The organism is Micromonospora sp. NPDC051296 (genome assembly GCF_040682255.1).
Classification (GTDB): Bacteria; Actinomycetota; Actinomycetes; order Mycobacteriales; family Micromonosporaceae; genus Micromonospora; species Micromonospora craterilacus.
The window spans coordinates 1-17,448 of sequence record NZ_JBFBAO010000112.1 but is presented as its reverse complement, the minus strand read 5'-3'; the positions used below and the strand labels follow the sequence as shown (position 1 = coordinate 17,448).

The window sequence follows — 17,448 nt, the reverse complement described above, 5'->3', positions numbered from 1 at the left end:
GCCGGCCTGCGCCGCGCGCAGCGCCGCCGCCAGCTCGTCCGGGCGCAGGGCGGGCAGGTCGGCGGTGAGCCCGGCCACCCATCCGCCGGCGCCGGCCGCGCCGTGCCGGAACGCGGCGTTGAGGCCGGCGTCCGGGACGTCCGGCAGCACCCGGGCCCCGGCCCGGCGGGCCGTCGCGGACACCCGGGCGTCGTCGGTGACCACCAGCACCTCGGCCACCCCGGGGCAGGCGCGCACCGCCTCCAGGGTGTCGGCGGCCAGCGCCAGCGCCAGGTCCTCGTGGGGTACGCCCGGCACCCCGCCACGCAGCCGGCTCTTCGCGGCGGTCAGGCGCTTGACCGGCACCACCGCCGTCCATGGCTGACTCACGCCTGCCATCCTGCCAGCCCGACGGCGGTACCCTCACTGGCCGTACCAGGGGCGAGCAGGCATGATTTCGGCTGCGGGCGTCACCGGACTTCTCCGGTGGGCGGGTCGGGGCGGGCACGAGGAGGCACGGTGGGTCGGCGCAGGCTGGGGTTCTGGCAATGGTTCGCCGTGATGCTGGTCAAGCCGGTGATGACCGTCTGGACCCGGCGTACCTGGCGGGGCATGGAGCACCTGGGCCAGGACGGGCCCGTGATCATCGTGCCGAATCACATCTCGCACGCGGACCCGCTGGTTTCGGCCCACTTCATCTACGACGCCGGGCGCTGGCCGCAGTTCCTCGGCAAGGCGAGCCTCTTCCGGCTCCCGGTGATCGGCTCGATCCTGCACTGGTGCAAGCAGATCCCCGTCGAGCGGGGCTCGATCGACGCGGTGAAGTCGCTGGACGCACTGGTGAAGGCGCTCGACGAGGGGGGCGCGGTGGTGATCTACCCGGAGGGCACCACCAGCCGTGAGCCGCAGCTGTGGCCGATGAAGGGCAAGACCGGCGCTGCCCGGCTGGCGCTCGCCACCGGTGCCCCGGTCGTACCGGTGGCGATGTGGGGGCCGGAGCGCATCTTCGATCCGCGCCGCGCCCGGCTCAACCTGCGGCCCCGGATCCCGGTGACGGTGGTGGCCGGGCCGCCGATCGACCTGAGCCGCTGGGCCGGCGCCGCACCCAGCCGGCAGGTGCTCGAGGAGATGACCGACGTGATCATGCTGCGGCTGCGGGACATGCTCGCCGAGATCCGCGGCGGCACACCGCCGCCGCTGTGGCAGCGCGGCGGCCGGTCGACCGCCGACCGCCAGCACCCGGAGTCGGCGTCATGAGCGAGCGTCAGCGAGTGAATCATCAACGCAGTGTGATGGTGCCTCAGGGCGGCACGGAGCGTAGCGGAGTGTCGTCATGAGCGGGCACGTGGCGGTGCTGGGCGCGGGGTCGTGGGGGACGGCGTTCGCGAAGATCCTGGCCGACGCCGGGCGGGACGTCACGCTCTGGGCCCGGCGGCAGCCGATCGCCGACGTCATCCGCGCCGAGCGGCGCAACCCGGAGTACCTGCCCGGGGTGGTGCTGCCGCAGCGGGTCACCGGCACCGGGGACGCCGCCGAGGCGATCTCCGGCGCCGAGATGGTGGTGCTGGCGGTGCCGTCGCAGACGCTGCGCGGCAACCTCGCCGAGTGGGCCGGGCACCTGCACCCCGAAGCCACCCTGGTCTCCCTGATGAAGGGCATCGAACTCGGCACCACCAAGCGGATGAGCGAGGTGATCGTCGAGACCGCCAGGGTGGCGGCGGACCGGGTGGTGGTGGTTTCCGGCCCCAACCTGGCACCGGAGATCGCCGCCGAGCAGCCGGCCGCCACCGTGGTCGCCTGCACCGACTCCGACCGGGCCACGCTGGTGCAGCGTTCGATCACCACGCCGTACTTCCGGCCGTACACCAACGACGACGTGATCGGCTGCGAGCTGGGCGGGGCGGTGAAGAACGTGATCGCCCTGGCGTACGGCATCGCCACCGCGATGGGCTTCGGCCACAACACCCGGGCGATGCTGGTGACCCGCGGGCTGGCCGAGACCGCCCGGCTCGGTGTGGCTCTCGGCGCGGACCCGCTCACCTTCGCCGGCCTGGCCGGCATGGGTGACCTGGTCGCCTCCTGCTCGTCCCCGTCGGCCCGCAACCGCACCTTCGGCGAGCACCTGGGTCGCGGCGCCACCCTGGAGGAGGCGCGGGTGGCCACCCGGCAGACCGCCGAAGGGGTGAAGAGCGCGCTCGCCATCCGGGACCTGGCTCGCGCGCACGGGGTGGAGATGCCGATCACCGAGCAGGTCGAGCTGGTCTGCCACGAGGGCGTCGACCCGCGCCGTGCGGTCCGCGCCCTGATGAGCCGCACCACGAAGCCGGAGTGACGCCGGCATGGACGAGTACCGGGCCCCAGGTCAGTTCGACCATCTGATCAACTCGCACGGCGACGGCACCCGGTGCGTGCACGCCGGCCTGCCCGCGCCCGCTCCCGGTGCGCCGTTCCTGCCCGGGCCGGTCTTCGCCGCGCCGTACCACCTCGACCCGTGGCAGGGCCCGGCGGCGGCGCCGAACGGGTACGGGCGCCCGGACAACCCGACCCGCCGGCTGCTGGAGGCGGCGGTCGGCGAGCTGGAGGGGGGCGACTGCCGGGTCTTCGCCACCGGGCAGGCGGCGATCACCGGTCTGCTGCTGGCGGTGCTGCGGGCCGGCGACACCGTGGTGCTCCCCGCCGACGGCTACTTTCCGGTACGCGCGTTCGCCACCGCCACGCTGGCCGGCAACGGCGTACGGGTGCTGCTCGCGCCGACCGCCGGGCCGTACCCATCCTTCGACGGGGTGCGGCTGGTGCTGGTGGAGACGCCGGCCAACCCGGGGCTGGATGTGGTCGACCTGCCCGCGCTGGCCGAGCGGGTGCACGCCGCCGGTGCCCTGCTGGCGGTGGACAACACCACCGCCACGCCGCTCGGGCAGCGTCCGCTGGATCTCGGCGCGGACCTGGTGGTCGCCTCCGGCACCAAGGCGTTGACCGGCCACTCGGACCTGCTGCTCGGCTATGTCGCCACCCGGTCCGCGGAGCTGCTGGAGACGATCACCACCTGGCGAACCGCCACCGGGGCGGTGCCCGGGGCCTTCGACGCCTGGCTGGCACACCGCTCGCTGGCCACCCTCGACCTGCGCCTGGGACGGCAGACGGCCAACGCCGAGGCGCTCGCCCGGCTGCTGGCCGAACGCGCCGACGTGTCCGGGCTGCGCTGGCCGGGCCTTCCGGACGACCCGGCGTACCCGGTGGCGTCCCGGCAACTGCGGCGGATGCCCGGCGTTCTCTCCTTCGACCTCGGCAGCGCCGAGCGGGTCGCCCGGTTCCTCGACGCGGCCCGACTGGTCGCGGCGGCCACCTCCTTCGGCGGTCTGCACACCACGGCCGACCGGCGGGCGCAGTGGGGTGACGACACCGCTCCCGGCTTCGTCCGGCTCTCCTGCGGCGTGGAGGACACCGTCGACCTGGTCGCCGACGTCACCGCCGCGCTGGACGCCGCTGCCTGATGGTGCCGCTCTCCCCGGCCGAGCGGGACGCCGTGGTCGCCCGATTGCGGCGAGCCGGCTGTGTCTGGGCCGAGGACGAGACCCGCCTGCTCGTCGAGGCCGCCGACAGCCCGGAGGCGCTGGCCGGTCTGGTCGACCGCCGGGTCACCGGGGAGCCGCTGGAGTACCTGCTCGGTTGGGCGGAGTTCTGCGGCGAGCGGGTCACCGTCGAGCCGGGGGTGTTCGTGCCCCGGGCGCGTACCGCCCTGCTGGTCTCGGCGGCCGCCGCGGTGACCGGGCCGGCGGCGGCGGTGGTGGAGCTGTGCTGCGGCTCCGGTGCGATCACCCGCGCGCTGGCGCGTCGGCTCGCCGCTCCGCGACTGCTGGCCGCGGTGGACCTGGATCCGGCGGCGGCGGCCTGCGCGCGGCGGAACCTGGCCGACCTGGCCGTGCCGGTCTTCGCCGGTGACCTGTTCGATCCGGTGCCGACGGCCTGGCGCGGCAGCCTGGACCTGGTGGTGGCGAACGCCCCGTACGTGCCGACGGCGGCGCTGGACCTGCTGCCCGCGGAGTCCCGGCGGTACGAGGCCCCGGTGGCGCTCGACGGTGGGCCGGACGGGCTGGCGGTGCTGCGGCGGGTCGCCACTGCGGCACTGAGCTGGCTCGCCCCCGGCGGGCACCTGGTGGTGGAGGTCGGCGAGGTCCAGGTCGACGGGTTCCGGGCGGTGCTGACCGATGCCGGACTGGTGCCGGCGGTGGTCCGGGACGACGCCCTCGACGCCACCGCCATGACGGCCTGCCGCCCCGCCTGCGCCCGACATGCCGGACCGGAGCGCGCGGCGAGGCAATAGCTGCCGCCCACCGTCGGCCCTCGCCCGGCGCCCGGCCGGCTGGCGCGCGCCCGGGCTGGCCGGCTCCCGACCGGGCCGGTGATCAACTGATCGGCCGACCGGGCATGGCGGGCCGGCGGGACGAGAACTAGCCTCACGTCAGGTCGTGACGGCGGGAGGCGGAATTCGGGTGGGTAGCGCAACGGTGCCGGTGGTGGTCGGGATCGACAACGGCGGTACGAGCAACAACGCCACGGTGCTCACGCTCGACGGGCGGTTCCTGGTCGACGAACTGGTGGAGACGCCCAGCGAGGTGCAGGCCGGGCCGGAGGCCGCCGTGGCGGCCATGGTCGTCGCCTTCGACGGCGTGCTGGCCCGCACCGGTGTGCCGCGCGAGCAGGTGCGTGCGGTGGGGCTGGACACGCCCGGCCCGGCCAGTGCCACCGGGGTGATCTCGTCGAAGGGGTCGACGAACTTCTCCCAGCCGGCCTGGCGCGGCTTCGACATCCGGGGTGCGTTGGAGCGCCGGCTCGGGTTGCCGGTGGTCTACCACAACGACGGCAACGCCGCCGCGCTCTACGCCCATCACGTCCACTTCGGCACCGAGGCGATGCGGCGTTCGTCGGTGTCGGCGATTGTCGGCACCGGGCTGGGCGGCGGCCTGGTCGAGAGCGGCCGGGTGATCTCCGGCGCGGCGGGGATGGCCGGCGAACTGGGGCATGTCCAGATTCCCCTCGGCACGGTGCTCGCGCCGCAGCAACCGGTGCCGATCTGCGCCTGCGGCTTCGCCGGTGACGTGGAGAGCGTCGCCTCGCTGACCGCGATCGAGCGCAACCTGCTGCCGTACTGGCTGACCCGCTTTCCGGAGCACCCGCTGGTCGGCGAGCCGCCGCAGCGGGCGGCGAAGCTGGTCCGCGGTTACGGCGAGCGGGGCGACGAACTGGCCCGGGAGATCTTCTCGCAGCAGGCGAGGGCGCTCGGCGCGTTGTTCACCATCGCGGCCAACTTCACTGACCCGCACGCGTACTTCATCGGTGGTGGGGTGGTGGAGACGGCGCCGGAGTTCCGCGACTGGTTCCTGGCGGCGGTGCGCGAGCACACCGTGCTCCGCGCGGAGCAGGCCGCCCTTGCCACCTTCGCGCTGGTGCCGGACCGCGACATGGCCGGCGCGCGGGGCGTCGCGCTCGCGGCGCTGGAGGCGGTGCGCGCCGTGCCGACCCCGCCACCACTGGTCGGCGACTGACCATGAACGCGACGGCGGAGGGCTGACCGGGCCGGCGGTGCCCTTACCGGCCCGGTCAGCGGCACTCGGTGCGGTTCCGCAGTGCCGCGGCGGGAAGCGGTCCCGCCCCGCCACGGTGCGGCTCAGCGGGCCGGTGGTGCCTGGGCGAAGGCGGTCCAGGCCGCCGGTGGGAAGAGCAGCAGCGGGCCGTCCGGGTCCTTGGAGTCGCGTACGGCCACCGTCCCGGGGACGACCGCCACCTCCACACAGGCTCCCTCGTCGCCGCTGTGGCTGCTCTTGCGCCACCCGACCACGGCCACCGCCGGGTTGATCGTCGGTGTCATGCCATTACCGTCCCTTCAGGATTTTGACGAGTTCGTCGCGGCTGGCCGCCGGGCTGAGCGCGACGGTCCGCAGGTGCTCCATGATCTTGGTGCAGGTACGCAGATCGCCGGGCCGGTCGAGGACCATCTGCCCGGCGACCGTCTCCACGGAGGCGATGATCGGGTCCTCCGGGTCGGCGAATTCGAGGATGTGCAGCGAACCGCGGGTGCCCCGGTGGTAGCCGGCGACTAGCGGGATCACCTGGACCGTGATGTTCGGCAGCTCGCTCATCTTGAGCAGGTGGTTCAGCTGGCCCTGCATCGCCGAGTGGTCGCCCACCGGGCGCAGCAGCGCGGCCTCGTCGAGGATCGCGTCGAAGATCGGCGGGTCCTCTCCGGTGAGTCGCTGCTGCCGGTCCAGTCGCAGGTGGACGCGCTCCTCGACGTCGTTGTCGCTGAGGGTGTGCGGGCCACCCCGCATGACGCCGCGGATGTAGTCGGCGGTCTGCAACAGCCCCGGCACCACCGACGGCTCGAAGTTGGCGATGCCGGTGGCCTCGGCCTCCAGCGCGATGAAGTCGATGGTGCGCCGGTCGAGCAGGTACGAGTAGGAGACCCACCAGCCGGGCTTGCGCGCGTCCTTGGCCAGCGAGACGGCTGCCGCGACCTCGTCCGCGCCGACCCCGTAGAGGGTGAGCAGGGCGCGTACGGTGGCCGGGTTGACCAGGGTCTGCGCGTTCTCGTAGCGGGACAGCGTGCTGCGGGTGCTGTTGATCTCGTCGGCCGCGGCCTCCAGGGTGAGGCCGGCGGCTTCCCGATGGTGGCGCAGGGCGATGCCCAGCCGGCGGGCACGTGCGGTCTTCGGAGCCATGAATCGATGGTCGCACGTATTTGGGACTCTGTACATGAGAGAACGTCGGTGAGAGTTGCATTCATGCCCATGGAGGTGTCAGTCTGTCAGTGCGTCCTCACCGCCGGTTGTCGTGGCGACGGTGGTGGTGAGCGACCGGAGGGGATGGGGCGCGCGGCGGTCGGGTTATTCCCCCGTACCCGACCGCCGCGTGCCACGCCAGTTGTCGGGAACCGGAAGGGAATCGACGTGCTTGGAGACTGTCGGCGGGTGTTCGCCGAGCGCCTCGGCGGCCGGCGATGACCCGTTTCCTGGTCGTGCTGACCGACGTCCGCCCCTTCGAGGGGGACGGTCGTAACGAGCGAACCGCGCCCGAGCGCCGACGCCAGGTGGTCGGCGCGAGCAGCCGGGAGGCGGCGGACCGGATCGCCGGGGCGTTCATGGCGCTGGGCATGGTCCGGGCCGGCCGGCAGCGGGTCAAGGTGATCGCCATCGGCCGCCGGCATGCGTACGGCGTGCGGGAACTGGCGGGCTGACCGGGCGGGCAGACGGCAGTCCGGTTACGCGCCGTATATGGCCCGTTGACCGAATGCCGCAGTCCCGCGTTCTCGCAGGGTATCGACTACCCGTTCTCGCCACGCACAGTAAGGTCATCCGGGAGAGCGCCAGCAGTGCGTCCCGGAAAGGTGACCGCAGTGACCACCCCAGGCAAGACCCGCGTGGCGATCGTCTTCGGCGGCCGGAGCCCGGAACACGGCATCTCCTGTGTCAGCGCCGGCAGCGTGCTCGGCGCGCTCGATCCGGACGAGTTCGAGGTGGTGCCGGTGGGCATCACCCGGGCCGGTCAGTGGGTACTGACCAGCGGTGATCCGGCCCAGCTGGCGATCGCCGCCCGCCGCCTGCCGGAGATCACCGCCGAGTCGGGCATGGACATCGTGTTGCGGGCCGACCCGACCGGCAACGGCCTGCTGGTGCTCGATCCGGCCGAGGGGCCGCGGGCGCTGGCCGATGTGGACGTGGTGTTCCCGGTGCTGCACGGCGCCTACGGCGAGGACGGCACCATCCAGGGCATGCTGGAGATGGCCGGCATCCCGTACGTCGGGGCGAAGGTGTTCGCCTCGGCCGCCGCCATGGACAAGGAGTTCACCAAGAAGCTCTGCGCCGCCGAGGGCATCCCGGTCGGCCCGTACGCGGTGCTGCGCAGCGGGATGACGTTGAGCGAGGCGGACAAGCAGCGGCTCGGGCTGCCGGTCTTCGTCAAGCCCTCACGGGCCGGGTCGTCCTTCGGCATCACCAAGGTGAACGACTGGGCCGACCTGGACACCGCGATCGCCACCGCTCGGGAGATCGACAGCAAGGTGCTGGTCGAGAGCGCGATCGTCGGCCGGGAGATCGAGTGCGGCGTGCTGGAGGGCGAGGCCGGCGGCATGCCGGAGGCGTCCGTGCTCGCCGAGGTGCGGGTGGTCGGCGACTACGACTTCTACGACTTCGAGGCCAAGTACATCGACGCGGAGTCCGCCTGCGAGTACGACATCCCGGCCGATCTGCCGGAGCGGGTCACCCGGCAGGTACGCGACTACGCCGTGCGCGCCTTCACCGCGCTGGACTGCGCCGGGCTGGCCCGGGCCGACTTCTTCGTCACCCCGGAGCTGGACGTCTACCTCAACGAGATCAACACGATGCCCGGTTTCACGCCGACGTCGATGTTCCCCCGGATGTGGGCCGCGGCCGGCCTGGAGTACCCGAAGCTGGTCGACCGGCTCATCCGCACCGCGCTGACCCGCGGCCCCGGCCAACACTGACCCCGGCCAACACTGACCCCGGCCAACACTGACCCCGACCGGCACCGGGCCCGTGGCCCGGTGCCGGTCGATCAGTCTTCGCGTCAGGAGGTCTTCGCGTCAGGGGGTGCAGCCGGAGGGAGCCGGGCCGGCCGAGGGGACCGAGGCGACGATGGTGGCGGAGATCGGGGAGACCCACTGCAACGCCTCACCGTAGAAGTGCGGCACCCGGACGGTCACCGCGGTCTCCCGGTCCAGCGTGGTCAACTCCGTGACATCGGCCCGCTCCACGGCGTGCCAGCAGACCGAGTTGACCAGGGTGATGTGGTCGGTGGGCGCCACCTCGGGCTCGTCGCCGCCGCAGGCCACCGTGAGCGCCGGGTCGCCGTACGCGGCGTTCTGCTCGGGCCCGGCGGTCACCGGCCGCTGGGACAGGTCGCGAATCGACGTGGGTAGCTGCGACAGCAGGGCGCGGCAGACGGTGGCCGGCCGCTCGGCCAGCGCCGGAGCGGCCATCTCGACCGGCGCGGTGGACTGCGGCCGGGACGTGGTCGGCGACGGCTCCGGGGTGGCGGCCGGGGCATCCGGGGCGAGGTTGGCCAGTGCGAGCGCGCCGACCAGCAGGGCCACCGGCAGGGCCACCGCCGTGGCGATCAGTGCCGCGGAGCGGTTGGTCCGGTCGGGTGCCGGCGCCTCGTCGGGGCGGTCGGCCTCGGCGACGGAGGATTCGGAGATCTTGTCCACTTACAGGCGCACCACCGAACACGTGAGGGTGCGGGTGATGCCGGGCACCATCTGCACCTTGCTGACGATGAGTTTGCCGAGCTCGTCGACGGTGTTCGCCTCGGTGAGCACGACCACGTCGTACGGCCCGGTGACCGCGTCGACCCGGACCACGCCGGCAAGGTCCGAGATCAGACCGGCCACGTCACGCGCCCGGCCGACCTCTGTCTGGATGAGGATGTATGCCTGTACCACGACTCGGCCTCCCTCCGTCGCCGCCTGCCAAGCGGCCCGAAGGGAGAAAGTACCTTACGGACCAGGTGTGATCCCTATCGGTGGTCAAGGAGAAGCGGTGAGCGAGCAGGACGGAGCGGTGGCGTGAGTGTCGCGGGTGTCGGCGAGTTCGGTCTGATCGACCGGGTGACCGCCCGGCTGTCGTACGGATCCACGGTGCTGCTCGGCCCCGGCGACGACGCGGCGGTGGTCGCCGCGCCGGACGCCCGGGTGGTCGCCTCGACCGACGTGCTGGTCGAGGGACGGCACTTCCGCCGGGACTGGTCCGGCGCGCACGATGTCGGCCGTCGAGCGGCGGCGGCGAACCTCGCCGACGTGGCGGCGATGGGTGCCACCCCGACCGCGCTGCTGGTGGCGCTCTGCGTACCGGCCGACCTGTCCACCGGCTGGGTGGAGGAACTCGCCGACGGGCTCGGTGCCGAGGCGGCCAGCGTCGGCGCCAGCGTGGTCGGCGGGGACATGTCGGCCAGCCCCACGCTGACCATCGCGGTGACCGCCCTCGGCGACATGGCCGGCCGGCCGCCGGTGACCCGGGCCGGCGCCCGCCCCGGTGACCTCGTCGCCCTGGCCGGTCGCACCGGGTACGCGGCCGCCGGCTTCACCGTGCTCTCCCGGGGATTCCGCACGCCCCGGCTGCTGGTCGAGGCGTACCGGCGGCCGGAGGTGCCCTACCCGGCCGGGCCGCTGGCCGCACGACTCGGCGCCAAGGCCATGATCGACATCTCCGACGGGCTGCTCGCCGATCTCGGGCACGTGGCGAAGGCGAGCGGGGTGGCCATCGACATCGACCGGGACGCCTTCGAGGTGCCGCCGCAGATGCGGGACGCCGCCCAGGCGCTCGGCGTCGACCCGTACACCTGGTTGCTGGCCGGTGGCGACGACCATGCGCTGGCCGCGACCTTCCCGTCGGCGACGGCGCTGCCCGAGGGTTGGCGGGCGATCGGCCGGGTCGCCGAGGGTGCCGGCGTGACGGTGGACGGTCGCCCGTTCGACGGGCCGGCCGGTTGGGACCACTTCCGCTGACCCCTCGCGGTAAGGGGCCAGCCGGGTCGTACCCTTTACGGGTGCAGGAGATCGAGATCCAGGTGGTGCCGTTCGACTCCCCGGTGGCGCAGCGGTTGATCACTGCCGCGTTGGCCGACCTAAGTGTCCGGTACGGCGGCAGCGGCGACGAGACCCCGGTCGACGCCGGCGAGTTCGCGCCACCGGCGGGAGCGTTCCTGGTCGCCCACCTCGACGGGCAGCCGGTCGGCTGCGGTGGCTGGCGCAGCCACGGTGACCAGGGCGACACCGCCGAGCTGAAGCGGATGTACACCGCTCCCGAGGCGCGGGGGCGCGGCGTGGCCCGGACGGTGCTGGCCGCCATCGAGCACTCGGCCCGCGAACAGGGCCGCAAGCGGATCATCCTGGAGTGCGGCGACCGGCAGCCCGAGGCGATCGCGATGTATACCTCGGCCGGTTACGACCGGATCCCCAACTTCGGCTACTACGCCGACGCGCCCGGCTGCCTGTCGTACGGCCGCACCCTCTGATCCGAAGGAAGGGCCCCCTTTTAACGCCTCGTGTATAGGAAGGGCCCCGTTTTAACATCCGCCGACGGCGGGCGGTCAAGGCGCGGGCCGGGGCCGGCGGGAGGTCGGGGCGGGGTGTGGACACGACGATGCCGGCAGGCCCACTGGGACCCGCCGGCAATGATCGTGGCGTACCGGTGTTACCGCGTCAGGCGCGGGCGACCTTGCCCGCCTTGATGCAGGAGGTGCAGACCTTCAGCTTCTTGGTCGTGCCGCCACCGGCCGGGGTACGCACCGACTGGATGTTCGGGTTCCAGCGGCGGTTGGTCCGCCGGTGCGAGTGGGACACGTTGTGGCCGAAGCCCGGCCCCTTGCCACAGACGTCACACACGCTAGCCACGGGATACTCCTGGGATTGAAACGTTCATGAGGTCGCCGCCAGGCGCTGCCCGGGCAACCTGGCCAGGGTACCCGATGGTTGATCCGCCCGCCCAATCGGGCTCGACACCGCCCCACCAGGGGCGGATCACGCCGCGGGCCGGCCGGCGACAGCGGCGCGGCAATCCGGACGGGAAGGGACACGCCCGGCGGTCCGGCGACTGTCAGCGTACGCCAGTAGGCTTCGACCGTGCTGGACACCCTCGATGCCGCCGCCGTGCGCCGCTGGTGTGCCAGCGGGCTGGCCGCGCTCAAGCGGCATCAGGGGGAGATCGACGACCTCAACGTCTACCCGGTGCCCGACGGCGACACCGGCACCAACCTGGTGCTCACCCTCACCTCGGCGCAGCAGGCCCTGGCGATGGATCTCGACACCCTCGCCGACGGCACCTCGACCGCGCACGGGCACGCCCTGCGCCTGATGGCCCGGGGCGCCCTGCTCGGTGCCCGGGGCAATTCCGGCGTCATCCTGTCGCAGATCCTGCGCGGCTTCGCCGACGCGCTGGCCACGGTTCCCGCGGTGCGGGGCCCGGAGCTGGCCGTCGCCCTGCGCGAGGCGACCACCGCGGCCTACGCGGCGGTCGCCCGGCCGGTGGAGGGCACCCTGCTCACGGTGGTGTCCGCGGCGGCCGGCGCGGCCGAGCGAGCCGGCAGCGACGAGCTGCGGGCGGTGGCCGGGGCGGCGGCGGGCGCGGCGGCTGCGGCCCTGGCCCGCACGCCCGAGCAGCTGCCGGCGCTGGCCCGGGCCGGCGTGGTCGACGCCGGTGGGCGGGGGCTGTGCCTGCTGCTGGACGCCCTGGTCGAGGTGGTCACGGGAGAGAGCCCCGAGCGCCCCGCCCCGGCACCCCGGGCCGTGCCGCCGCCGGCCACCGCCGCCCGGGAGACCGGCTCGGGGGCGTACGCCTACGAGGTGCAGTTCCTGCTCGACGCCGAGCCCGAGCCGGTCCGCCGGATGCGCGACGAGTTGGCCGCGCTCGGCGACTCCCTGGTGGTGGTCGGCGACGGCAGCCCTGCGCTCGGCACCTGGCAGGTGCATGTGCACGTCAACGACGTGGGCGCGGCGATCGAGGCCGGCGTGGTGGCGGGCCGCCCTTACCAGATCTCGGTGACCCGCTTCGCCGACCAGATGGAGCCGGAACCCGCCCCGGCACCCGACGGCCGGGCCGCCGTGGTGGTCGCCGCCGGCACCGGGATCGCCGAACTCCTCGCCGGTGAGGGCGCGGTCGTGGTGCCCGGCAATCCGTCGACCGGGGAGCTGCTGGACGCCGTGCGGGCCACCGGCGCGGCCCGGGTGGTGGTGCTGCCCAACGACCCGGACGCGCAGGCGGTGGCGAACCAGGTCGCCGTGGAGGCGCACCGGCTGGGCGTGAAGGTCAGCGTGGTGCCCACCCGTTCCCCGGTGCAGGCGCTGGCCGCGCTCGCCGTGCGCGACCCGCGACGCCGATTCGAGGACGACGTGATCGCGATGGCCGAGGCCGCTGGCGCCTGCCGGTACGCCGAGGTCTGCCGGGCCGGTCGGGAGGCGCTCACCGTCGCCGGCCCCTGCCGCGCCGGCGACGTGCTCGCCCTGGTCGAGGGGGAGGTGCACCTGATCGGCACCGACCTGGTCGACACCTGCGTCGCCCTGGTCGACGGGATGCTCGGCGGCGGCGGCGAACTGGTCACCCTGCTCGTCGGGGCCGACGCGCCGGACGGGCTGGCCGACGCGGTGCGTACCCACATCGCCGGCCGCTGGCCCTTCGTCGAGGTGCAGGCGTACCCGGGCGGGCAGCCGCGCTATCCGTTGCTGGTAGGTGTCGAATGACCGCCGAGGCGTCCACTGTGGACACGCCGCTGAAGAAGCTGGTCGGCGAGAAGACCGCCAAGGCGCTGGCCAGCCACCTCGACCTGCACACCGCAGGTGACCTGATATACCACTTCCCCCGCCGCTACGACGAACGCGGCGAGCACACCGACATCCGCGGGCTCGACGTCGGCGAGCAGGTCACCGTGCTGGCCCAGGTGCAGCGCACCGCCGTACGCCCGATGCGCCAGCGCCGGGGCAACCTGTTGGAGGTGACCGTCGGCGATGACTCCGGCGGCACGCTCACGCTCACCTTCTTCGGCAACCAGGCGTGGCGGGAGCGGGAGCTGCGGCCCGGCCGGTGGGGGATGTTCGCCGGCAAGGTCACCGAGTTCCGGGGCAAACGGCAGCTCAACGGGCCGGAGTACGTGCTGCTCGGCGACCAGACCGACGGTGAGGCCGCAGCCAGCGAGCAGGTCGAGGAGTTCGCCGGGGCGCTCATCCCGGTGTACCCGGCCGCCGCGGCCGTGCCGACCTGGGTGATCGCCCGTTGCGTCCGGGTGGTGCTGGACACCGTGGCATCGCCGGAGGACCCGCTGCCCGCCCCGGTGCGGGCCAGCCGGAACCTGATCGGCCTCGGCACCGCGCTGCGCGAAATCCACCGGCCGTCCAGCCGGGAGGATCTGTACCGGGCCCGCCGCCGGCTGAAGTGGGACGAGGCGTTCGCCGTGCAGCTGACCCTGGTGCGGCGCAAGCACCAGGCGGCCGCCTCACCCGCGCGCCCCCGACCGGGACGCACGGGCGGGCTGCTGGACGCGTTCGACGCCCGGCTGCCGTACGAGCTGACCTCCGGGCAGCGCGACGTGGGCACCGAGATCGCGGCCGACCTGGCCACCGGCCATCCGATGCACCGCCTGCTGCAGGGCGAGGTCGGCTCCGGCAAGACCGTGGTGGCCCTGCGGGCCATGCTCCAGGTGGTCGACGCGGGTGGGCAGGCCACCCTGCTCGCCCCGACCGAAGTGCTCGCCGCCCAGCACCACCGCGGCATGCTCGACCTGCTCGGCCCGCTCGCCCAGGCCGGCGAGCTGGGCGCGGCCGAGCACGCCACCCGGGTCGAACTGGTCACCGGCTCGCTCGGCGCGGCGGCCCGACGGCGGGCGCTGGCCGAGGTCGCCAGCGGCGCCGCCGGCATCGTGCTCGGCACCCACGCCCTGCTCTACGAGGGGGTCGACTTCGCCGACCTCGGCCTGGTGGTGGTCGACGAGCAGCACCGGTTCGGCGTGGAGCAGCGGGACGCGCTGCGCGCCAAGGCGGAGCAGCCGCCGCACGTGCTGGTGATGACCGCCACCCCGATTCCCCGCACGGTGGCCATGACGGTCTACGGCGACCTGGAGATCTCCACGCTGTCCCAGCTGCCACGCGGTCGGTCGCCGATCGCGTCGCACGTCGTGCCGGCCGCCGAGAAGCCGGCGTTCCTCGACCGGGCCTGGCGCCGGCTGCGCGAGGAGGTCGCGGCCGGCCACCAGGCGTACGTGGTCTGCCCACGCATCGGGGACTCGACGTCCGGGGCCGACGAGGAGCCACCGGAGCTGGACGACAATGGACGGCGACCGCCCCTCGCGGTGACCGAGGTCGCACCGTTGCTGGCCGAGGGGCCGCTGCACGGTCTGCGGCTCGGCGTCCTGCACGGCCGCCTGCCCGCCGACGAGAAGGATGCGGTGATGCGTTCCTTCGCCGCGGGTGACCTGGACGTGCTGGTGGCCACCACGGTGGTCGAGGTCGGTGTGGACGTGCCCAACGCGACGATGATGGTCGTGCTGGACGCGGACCGGTTCGGGGTCTCGCAGCTGCACCAGCTGCGCGGGCGGGTGGGGCGGGGCACCGCGCCCGGGCTCTGCCTGCTGGTGACCGAGGCGACCGAGGGCACCAGCGCGCGCGAGCGCTTGGACGCCGTGGCCTCCACCACCGACGGTTTCAAGCTCGCCGAGCTGGATCTGGAACAGCGGCGAGAGGGTGATGTGCTGGGCGCCGCCCAGTCCGGGCGTCGCTCGCACCTGCGACTGCTGTCACTGCTGCGCGACGCCGACCTGATCCGCGACGCCCGGGCGGAGGCGATCACCATGGTCGAGGAGGATCCCGAACTGGCCCGGCATCCGGCGCTGGCCGCCTCGGTCGCGGCCCTGGTCGACGCCGACCGCGCCGAGTACCTCGAAAAAGGCTGAGGGCGCGCCAGCCGGCACGCCCTCAGCGATTTCAAGGAAGGGCCCCTTCTTAACGCCTCCGGTAGAGGAAGGGCCCCTTCTTAACGGTCAGCTCACACGGTGAAATGGATCCGCCGGCGCCGTGCCAGCACGAACAGCACCGCGCCCACCGCCAGCAGGGCGATGGCGCCCGCGGCGATGCCGCCGGCCGCGGCACCGGTCACCGGCAGGCCGGGCGGCTCCTCGCCGCCGCCACCACCGCCGCAGCCCTCGGGGGCGTAGATGACCTCAAGCTCCAGTCCCAGCTCCGGCAGAGCGACCAGCGCCGCCTCATCGTCGCCGGCCGGGAAGGTGACCTTCTCCGACTTCCCCGGCTCGACGGTCCGGGTCTCGGTCTTTTCGCCGTAGGTGAACTCCACCTTGACCGGTACGCCACCCTCCGGGTTCGACGCGGTCAGCGCGAAGGTCTCGCAGTCCGCGTCGGTGGTCACCGTCGGCAGCGGGCAGTCCTCGGGACGCTCCCAGGAGTACGTGCCGTTCTCGATCACCTTGCCGTCGACCAGCACCTCGATCTTGCCGGCGTTGGCGGCGGGCACCACGGTCCCGTTGTCGGCCTTGCCCGCCTCGACGGTGACCGTCTTGGACCAGCCGTTCTCGCCCCGGACCTCGAACTCGACCGGGTACTTGGAGATCGAGCCGTCGTTGCTCAGCGAGACGGTCACCGTGCCGTCGCAGGCGGAGGCGAAGGTGGACGCCGGGGTGGTGCAGCTCTTGTCACCGCCGTTGTACCAGCCGGGCGGGCCGGACGAGCGGTTGCCGGGAGCGCCCCGGTCACCCAGCTTCTTGGCGCCGTAGCGCGGGCCCTCCTCGACCAGCGGGTCGATGACCTCGTCCACGCCGCCCCAGATCAGGTCGACCTGGGTGTGGCAGTCCGGGATGCCGACGTTCAGTTCGATCTCGGTCTGGGTGCCGCCGAGGAAGTTGCTGTCCGGCGTGCCGTAGACGTACTGCGGGGTGGCGAACTGCGGCCGGGGCGCGAAGTAGGACACCAGGGTGAAGTACTGCTTCTCCTCACCGCAGAGCGGCAGGTCGCCCTCCAGCTTGACGGTCGCCGTGCCCTTCGGGCCGTCGAAGGTGTGGCTGTACTTCGCCTGGCTGGCGTCGATGCACTTCGGCGCCGGGGCGCACGGGGCGTCGCCGGCGAGGTTGACGGTGCCGCTGTTGGTCTGCTCGCGGCGGTTGTCCCACCGGGCCTCGACGGTGAGCTTGGCGGTCGCGGTGTCACCCGGCACCCGCTGGACGGCCTCGACGAAGCCGCCCCGGGTGATCGCCACGCCCTGCAGGTCGACGGCGTCGGCGCCCGGCACGAGCACCTTGACCGGGGTCGACGGCTCGGCGGTCACCTTCTTGATGGTGGCGGCCTTGTCACGCTCGCTGTTGACCACCTTCCACGTGATCACCCGCTCGCCGCTGAGCTGGTCGCAGACGACGGTGCCGGTGATGGTGGTGTGGTGGGCGCTGGCCGGGGTGGCCACCGCCGCTGCTCCGGTCATGCCGATGAGGGTGGCTGCCAGGACAGCCAGCGGTCGCCGTAGCGACAGCTTGGGTCGGATCACGCGTACTCCCGGGGTGAAGAAGCGTCAGGTTCCGCACGGGTGGACGGACGGCGCTGGCGGAGCTTGCCGCGCCTGGAGACGGTGCCTCCCGTGCCACGGGCCGGCGGCGATCAGCCGGCACCCGGCAGACCCTAGCGAGATCGTGAGTGTCGATACAGCCTTCAGTCGCACCTAAGGATGATGTTATGAATGCGAAACCATTGATGTACGGCTCGTAACCGAATGGGCGCTCCGTGTCTCGATGTCCGCTTTGGCGCACGACGTCGGCCCATCGCGGCATTCGTCACGCCGGATGCCGTCGCCTCCTGCGCGGGCGCGGCGGGCTAGGCGGGGCCGGAATGCGCCGAGGGCGCGCCGACCGGGTGGTCGACGCGCCCTCGGTTCAGGCTCGGCTCAGTTCACGTCAGGCGGTGAAGCGCAGCCGACG

At 73.2% G+C, this 17,448-nt stretch carries 18 protein-coding genes; 11 read left to right on the top strand and 7 right to left on the bottom strand.

The features are described from left to right. Positions 1 to 369, bottom strand: a 369-nt coding sequence (locus tag AB0M52_RS14480) for an NTP transferase domain-containing protein (RefSeq protein ID WP_363953292.1), incomplete at its 3' end; no start/stop codon positions are given. Between the two features lie 129 nt (positions 370 to 498). Between AB0M52_RS14480 and AB0M52_RS14475 the strand changes: the two genes are divergently transcribed. The 5 genes from AB0M52_RS14475 to AB0M52_RS14455 all read left to right on the top strand — a co-directional run bounded on the left by AB0M52_RS14475 (position 499) and on the right by AB0M52_RS14455 (position 5,522). Then, entirely contained in the window at positions 499 to 1,236 is a 738-nt protein-coding gene (locus tag AB0M52_RS14475) for a lysophospholipid acyltransferase family protein (protein ID WP_363953290.1), read from the top strand. A gap of 76 nt (positions 1,237 to 1,312) precedes the next feature. After that, positions 1,313 to 2,311, top strand: coding sequence for an NAD(P)H-dependent glycerol-3-phosphate dehydrogenase (locus tag AB0M52_RS14470; RefSeq protein WP_111216888.1), 999 nt, complete (start codon positions 1,313 to 1,315; stop codon positions 2,309 to 2,311). Between the two features lie 7 nt (positions 2,312 to 2,318). After that, on the top strand, positions 2,319 to 3,470 hold the full coding sequence (locus AB0M52_RS14465) for a cystathionine gamma-lyase (RefSeq protein ID WP_363953287.1): 1,152 nt from the start codon (positions 2,319 to 2,321) through the stop codon (positions 3,468 to 3,470). Then, complete coding sequence (locus AB0M52_RS14460) at positions 3,470 to 4,300, top strand: putative protein N(5)-glutamine methyltransferase (protein ID WP_363953285.1); 831 nt, start codon at positions 3,470 to 3,472, stop codon at positions 4,298 to 4,300. Before AB0M52_RS14465 ends, AB0M52_RS14460 begins: the two co-directional genes overlap by 1 nt. Positions 4,301 to 4,469: 169 nt before the next feature. Continuing rightward, a complete protein-coding gene (locus tag AB0M52_RS14455; protein WP_363953283.1) occupies positions 4,470 to 5,522 on the top strand; it encodes an ROK family protein in 1,053 nt (350 codons plus the stop codon). Positions 5,523 to 5,644: 122 nt separating this feature from the next. Here the strand turns inward: AB0M52_RS14455 and AB0M52_RS14450 are convergent, their stop codons facing one another. Together AB0M52_RS14450 and AB0M52_RS14445 are read right to left on the bottom strand one after the other, a co-directional pair. Further along, a complete protein-coding gene (locus AB0M52_RS14450; RefSeq protein WP_363953281.1) occupies positions 5,645 to 5,845 on the bottom strand; it encodes a DUF397 domain-containing protein in 201 nt (66 codons plus the stop codon). A 4-nt stretch (positions 5,846 to 5,849) separates the two neighbouring features. Next, positions 5,850 to 6,695 (bottom strand): helix-turn-helix transcriptional regulator, encoded by an 846-nt coding sequence (locus tag AB0M52_RS14445; protein WP_363953279.1) that lies wholly within the window; start codon positions 6,693 to 6,695, stop codon positions 5,850 to 5,852. 278 nt (positions 6,696 to 6,973) lie between these two features. On the opposite strand from AB0M52_RS14445, the gene AB0M52_RS14440 reads away from it, so the two are divergent. Both AB0M52_RS14440 and AB0M52_RS14435 read left to right on the top strand, forming a co-directional pair. Next, positions 6,974 to 7,210 (top strand): hypothetical protein, encoded by a 237-nt coding sequence (locus AB0M52_RS14440; protein WP_363953277.1) that lies wholly within the window; start codon positions 6,974 to 6,976, stop codon positions 7,208 to 7,210. Positions 7,211 to 7,369: 159 nt separating this feature from the next. Then, positions 7,370 to 8,476: a D-alanine--D-alanine ligase family protein gene (locus AB0M52_RS14435; protein ID WP_363953275.1), complete on the top strand. Its 1,107-nt coding sequence runs from the start codon at positions 7,370 to 7,372 to the stop codon at positions 8,474 to 8,476. A 99-nt stretch (positions 8,477 to 8,575) separates the two neighbouring features. Here AB0M52_RS14435 and AB0M52_RS14430 read toward each other — a convergent pair whose 3' ends face one another. After that, a complete protein-coding gene (locus tag AB0M52_RS14430; protein ID WP_363953294.1) occupies positions 8,576 to 9,190 on the bottom strand; it encodes a DUF3515 family protein in 615 nt (204 codons plus the stop codon). Between the two features lie 9 nt (positions 9,191 to 9,199). Then, on the bottom strand, positions 9,200 to 9,433 hold the full coding sequence (locus tag AB0M52_RS14425; protein ID WP_089001579.1) for an Lrp/AsnC ligand binding domain-containing protein: 234 nt from the start codon (positions 9,431 to 9,433) through the stop codon (positions 9,200 to 9,202). A gap of 123 nt (positions 9,434 to 9,556) precedes the next feature. Between AB0M52_RS14425 and AB0M52_RS14420 the strand changes: the two genes are divergently transcribed. Together AB0M52_RS14420 and AB0M52_RS14415 are read left to right on the top strand one after the other, a co-directional pair. Beyond that, positions 9,557 to 10,495: a thiamine-phosphate kinase gene (locus tag AB0M52_RS14420; RefSeq protein WP_363953273.1), complete on the top strand. Its 939-nt coding sequence runs from the start codon at positions 9,557 to 9,559 to the stop codon at positions 10,493 to 10,495. A 41-nt stretch (positions 10,496 to 10,536) separates the two neighbouring features. Continuing rightward, positions 10,537 to 11,004 (top strand): GNAT family N-acetyltransferase, encoded by a 468-nt coding sequence (locus tag AB0M52_RS14415; RefSeq protein WP_363953271.1) that lies wholly within the window; start codon positions 10,537 to 10,539, stop codon positions 11,002 to 11,004. Positions 11,005 to 11,191: 187 nt separating this feature from the next. Here the strand turns inward: AB0M52_RS14415 and rpmB are convergent, their stop codons facing one another. Continuing rightward, positions 11,192 to 11,383, bottom strand: a complete 192-nt coding sequence (gene rpmB, locus AB0M52_RS14410; protein ID WP_093401721.1) for a 50S ribosomal protein L28 — start codon at positions 11,381 to 11,383, stop codon at positions 11,192 to 11,194. 228 nt (positions 11,384 to 11,611) lie between these two features. On the opposite strand from rpmB, the gene AB0M52_RS14405 reads away from it, so the two are divergent. Then, the gene (locus tag AB0M52_RS14405; protein ID WP_363953268.1) at positions 11,612 to 13,225 is read left to right on the top strand and encodes a DAK2 domain-containing protein; all 1,614 of its coding nucleotides are present in this window, start codon (positions 11,612 to 11,614) and stop codon (positions 13,223 to 13,225) included. Beyond that, positions 13,222 to 15,426, top strand: coding sequence for an ATP-dependent DNA helicase RecG (gene recG / locus AB0M52_RS14400; RefSeq protein ID WP_363953267.1), 2,205 nt, complete (start codon positions 13,222 to 13,224; stop codon positions 15,424 to 15,426). The genes AB0M52_RS14405 and recG overlap by 4 nt, the downstream gene beginning before the upstream one ends. Before the next feature lie 92 nt (positions 15,427 to 15,518). Here the strand turns inward: recG and AB0M52_RS14395 are convergent, their stop codons facing one another. Continuing rightward, complete coding sequence (locus AB0M52_RS14395; protein ID WP_363953266.1) at positions 15,519 to 17,021, bottom strand: cell wall anchor protein; 1,503 nt, start codon at positions 17,019 to 17,021, stop codon at positions 15,519 to 15,521. Positions 17,022 to 17,448: the final 427 nt, after the last annotated feature.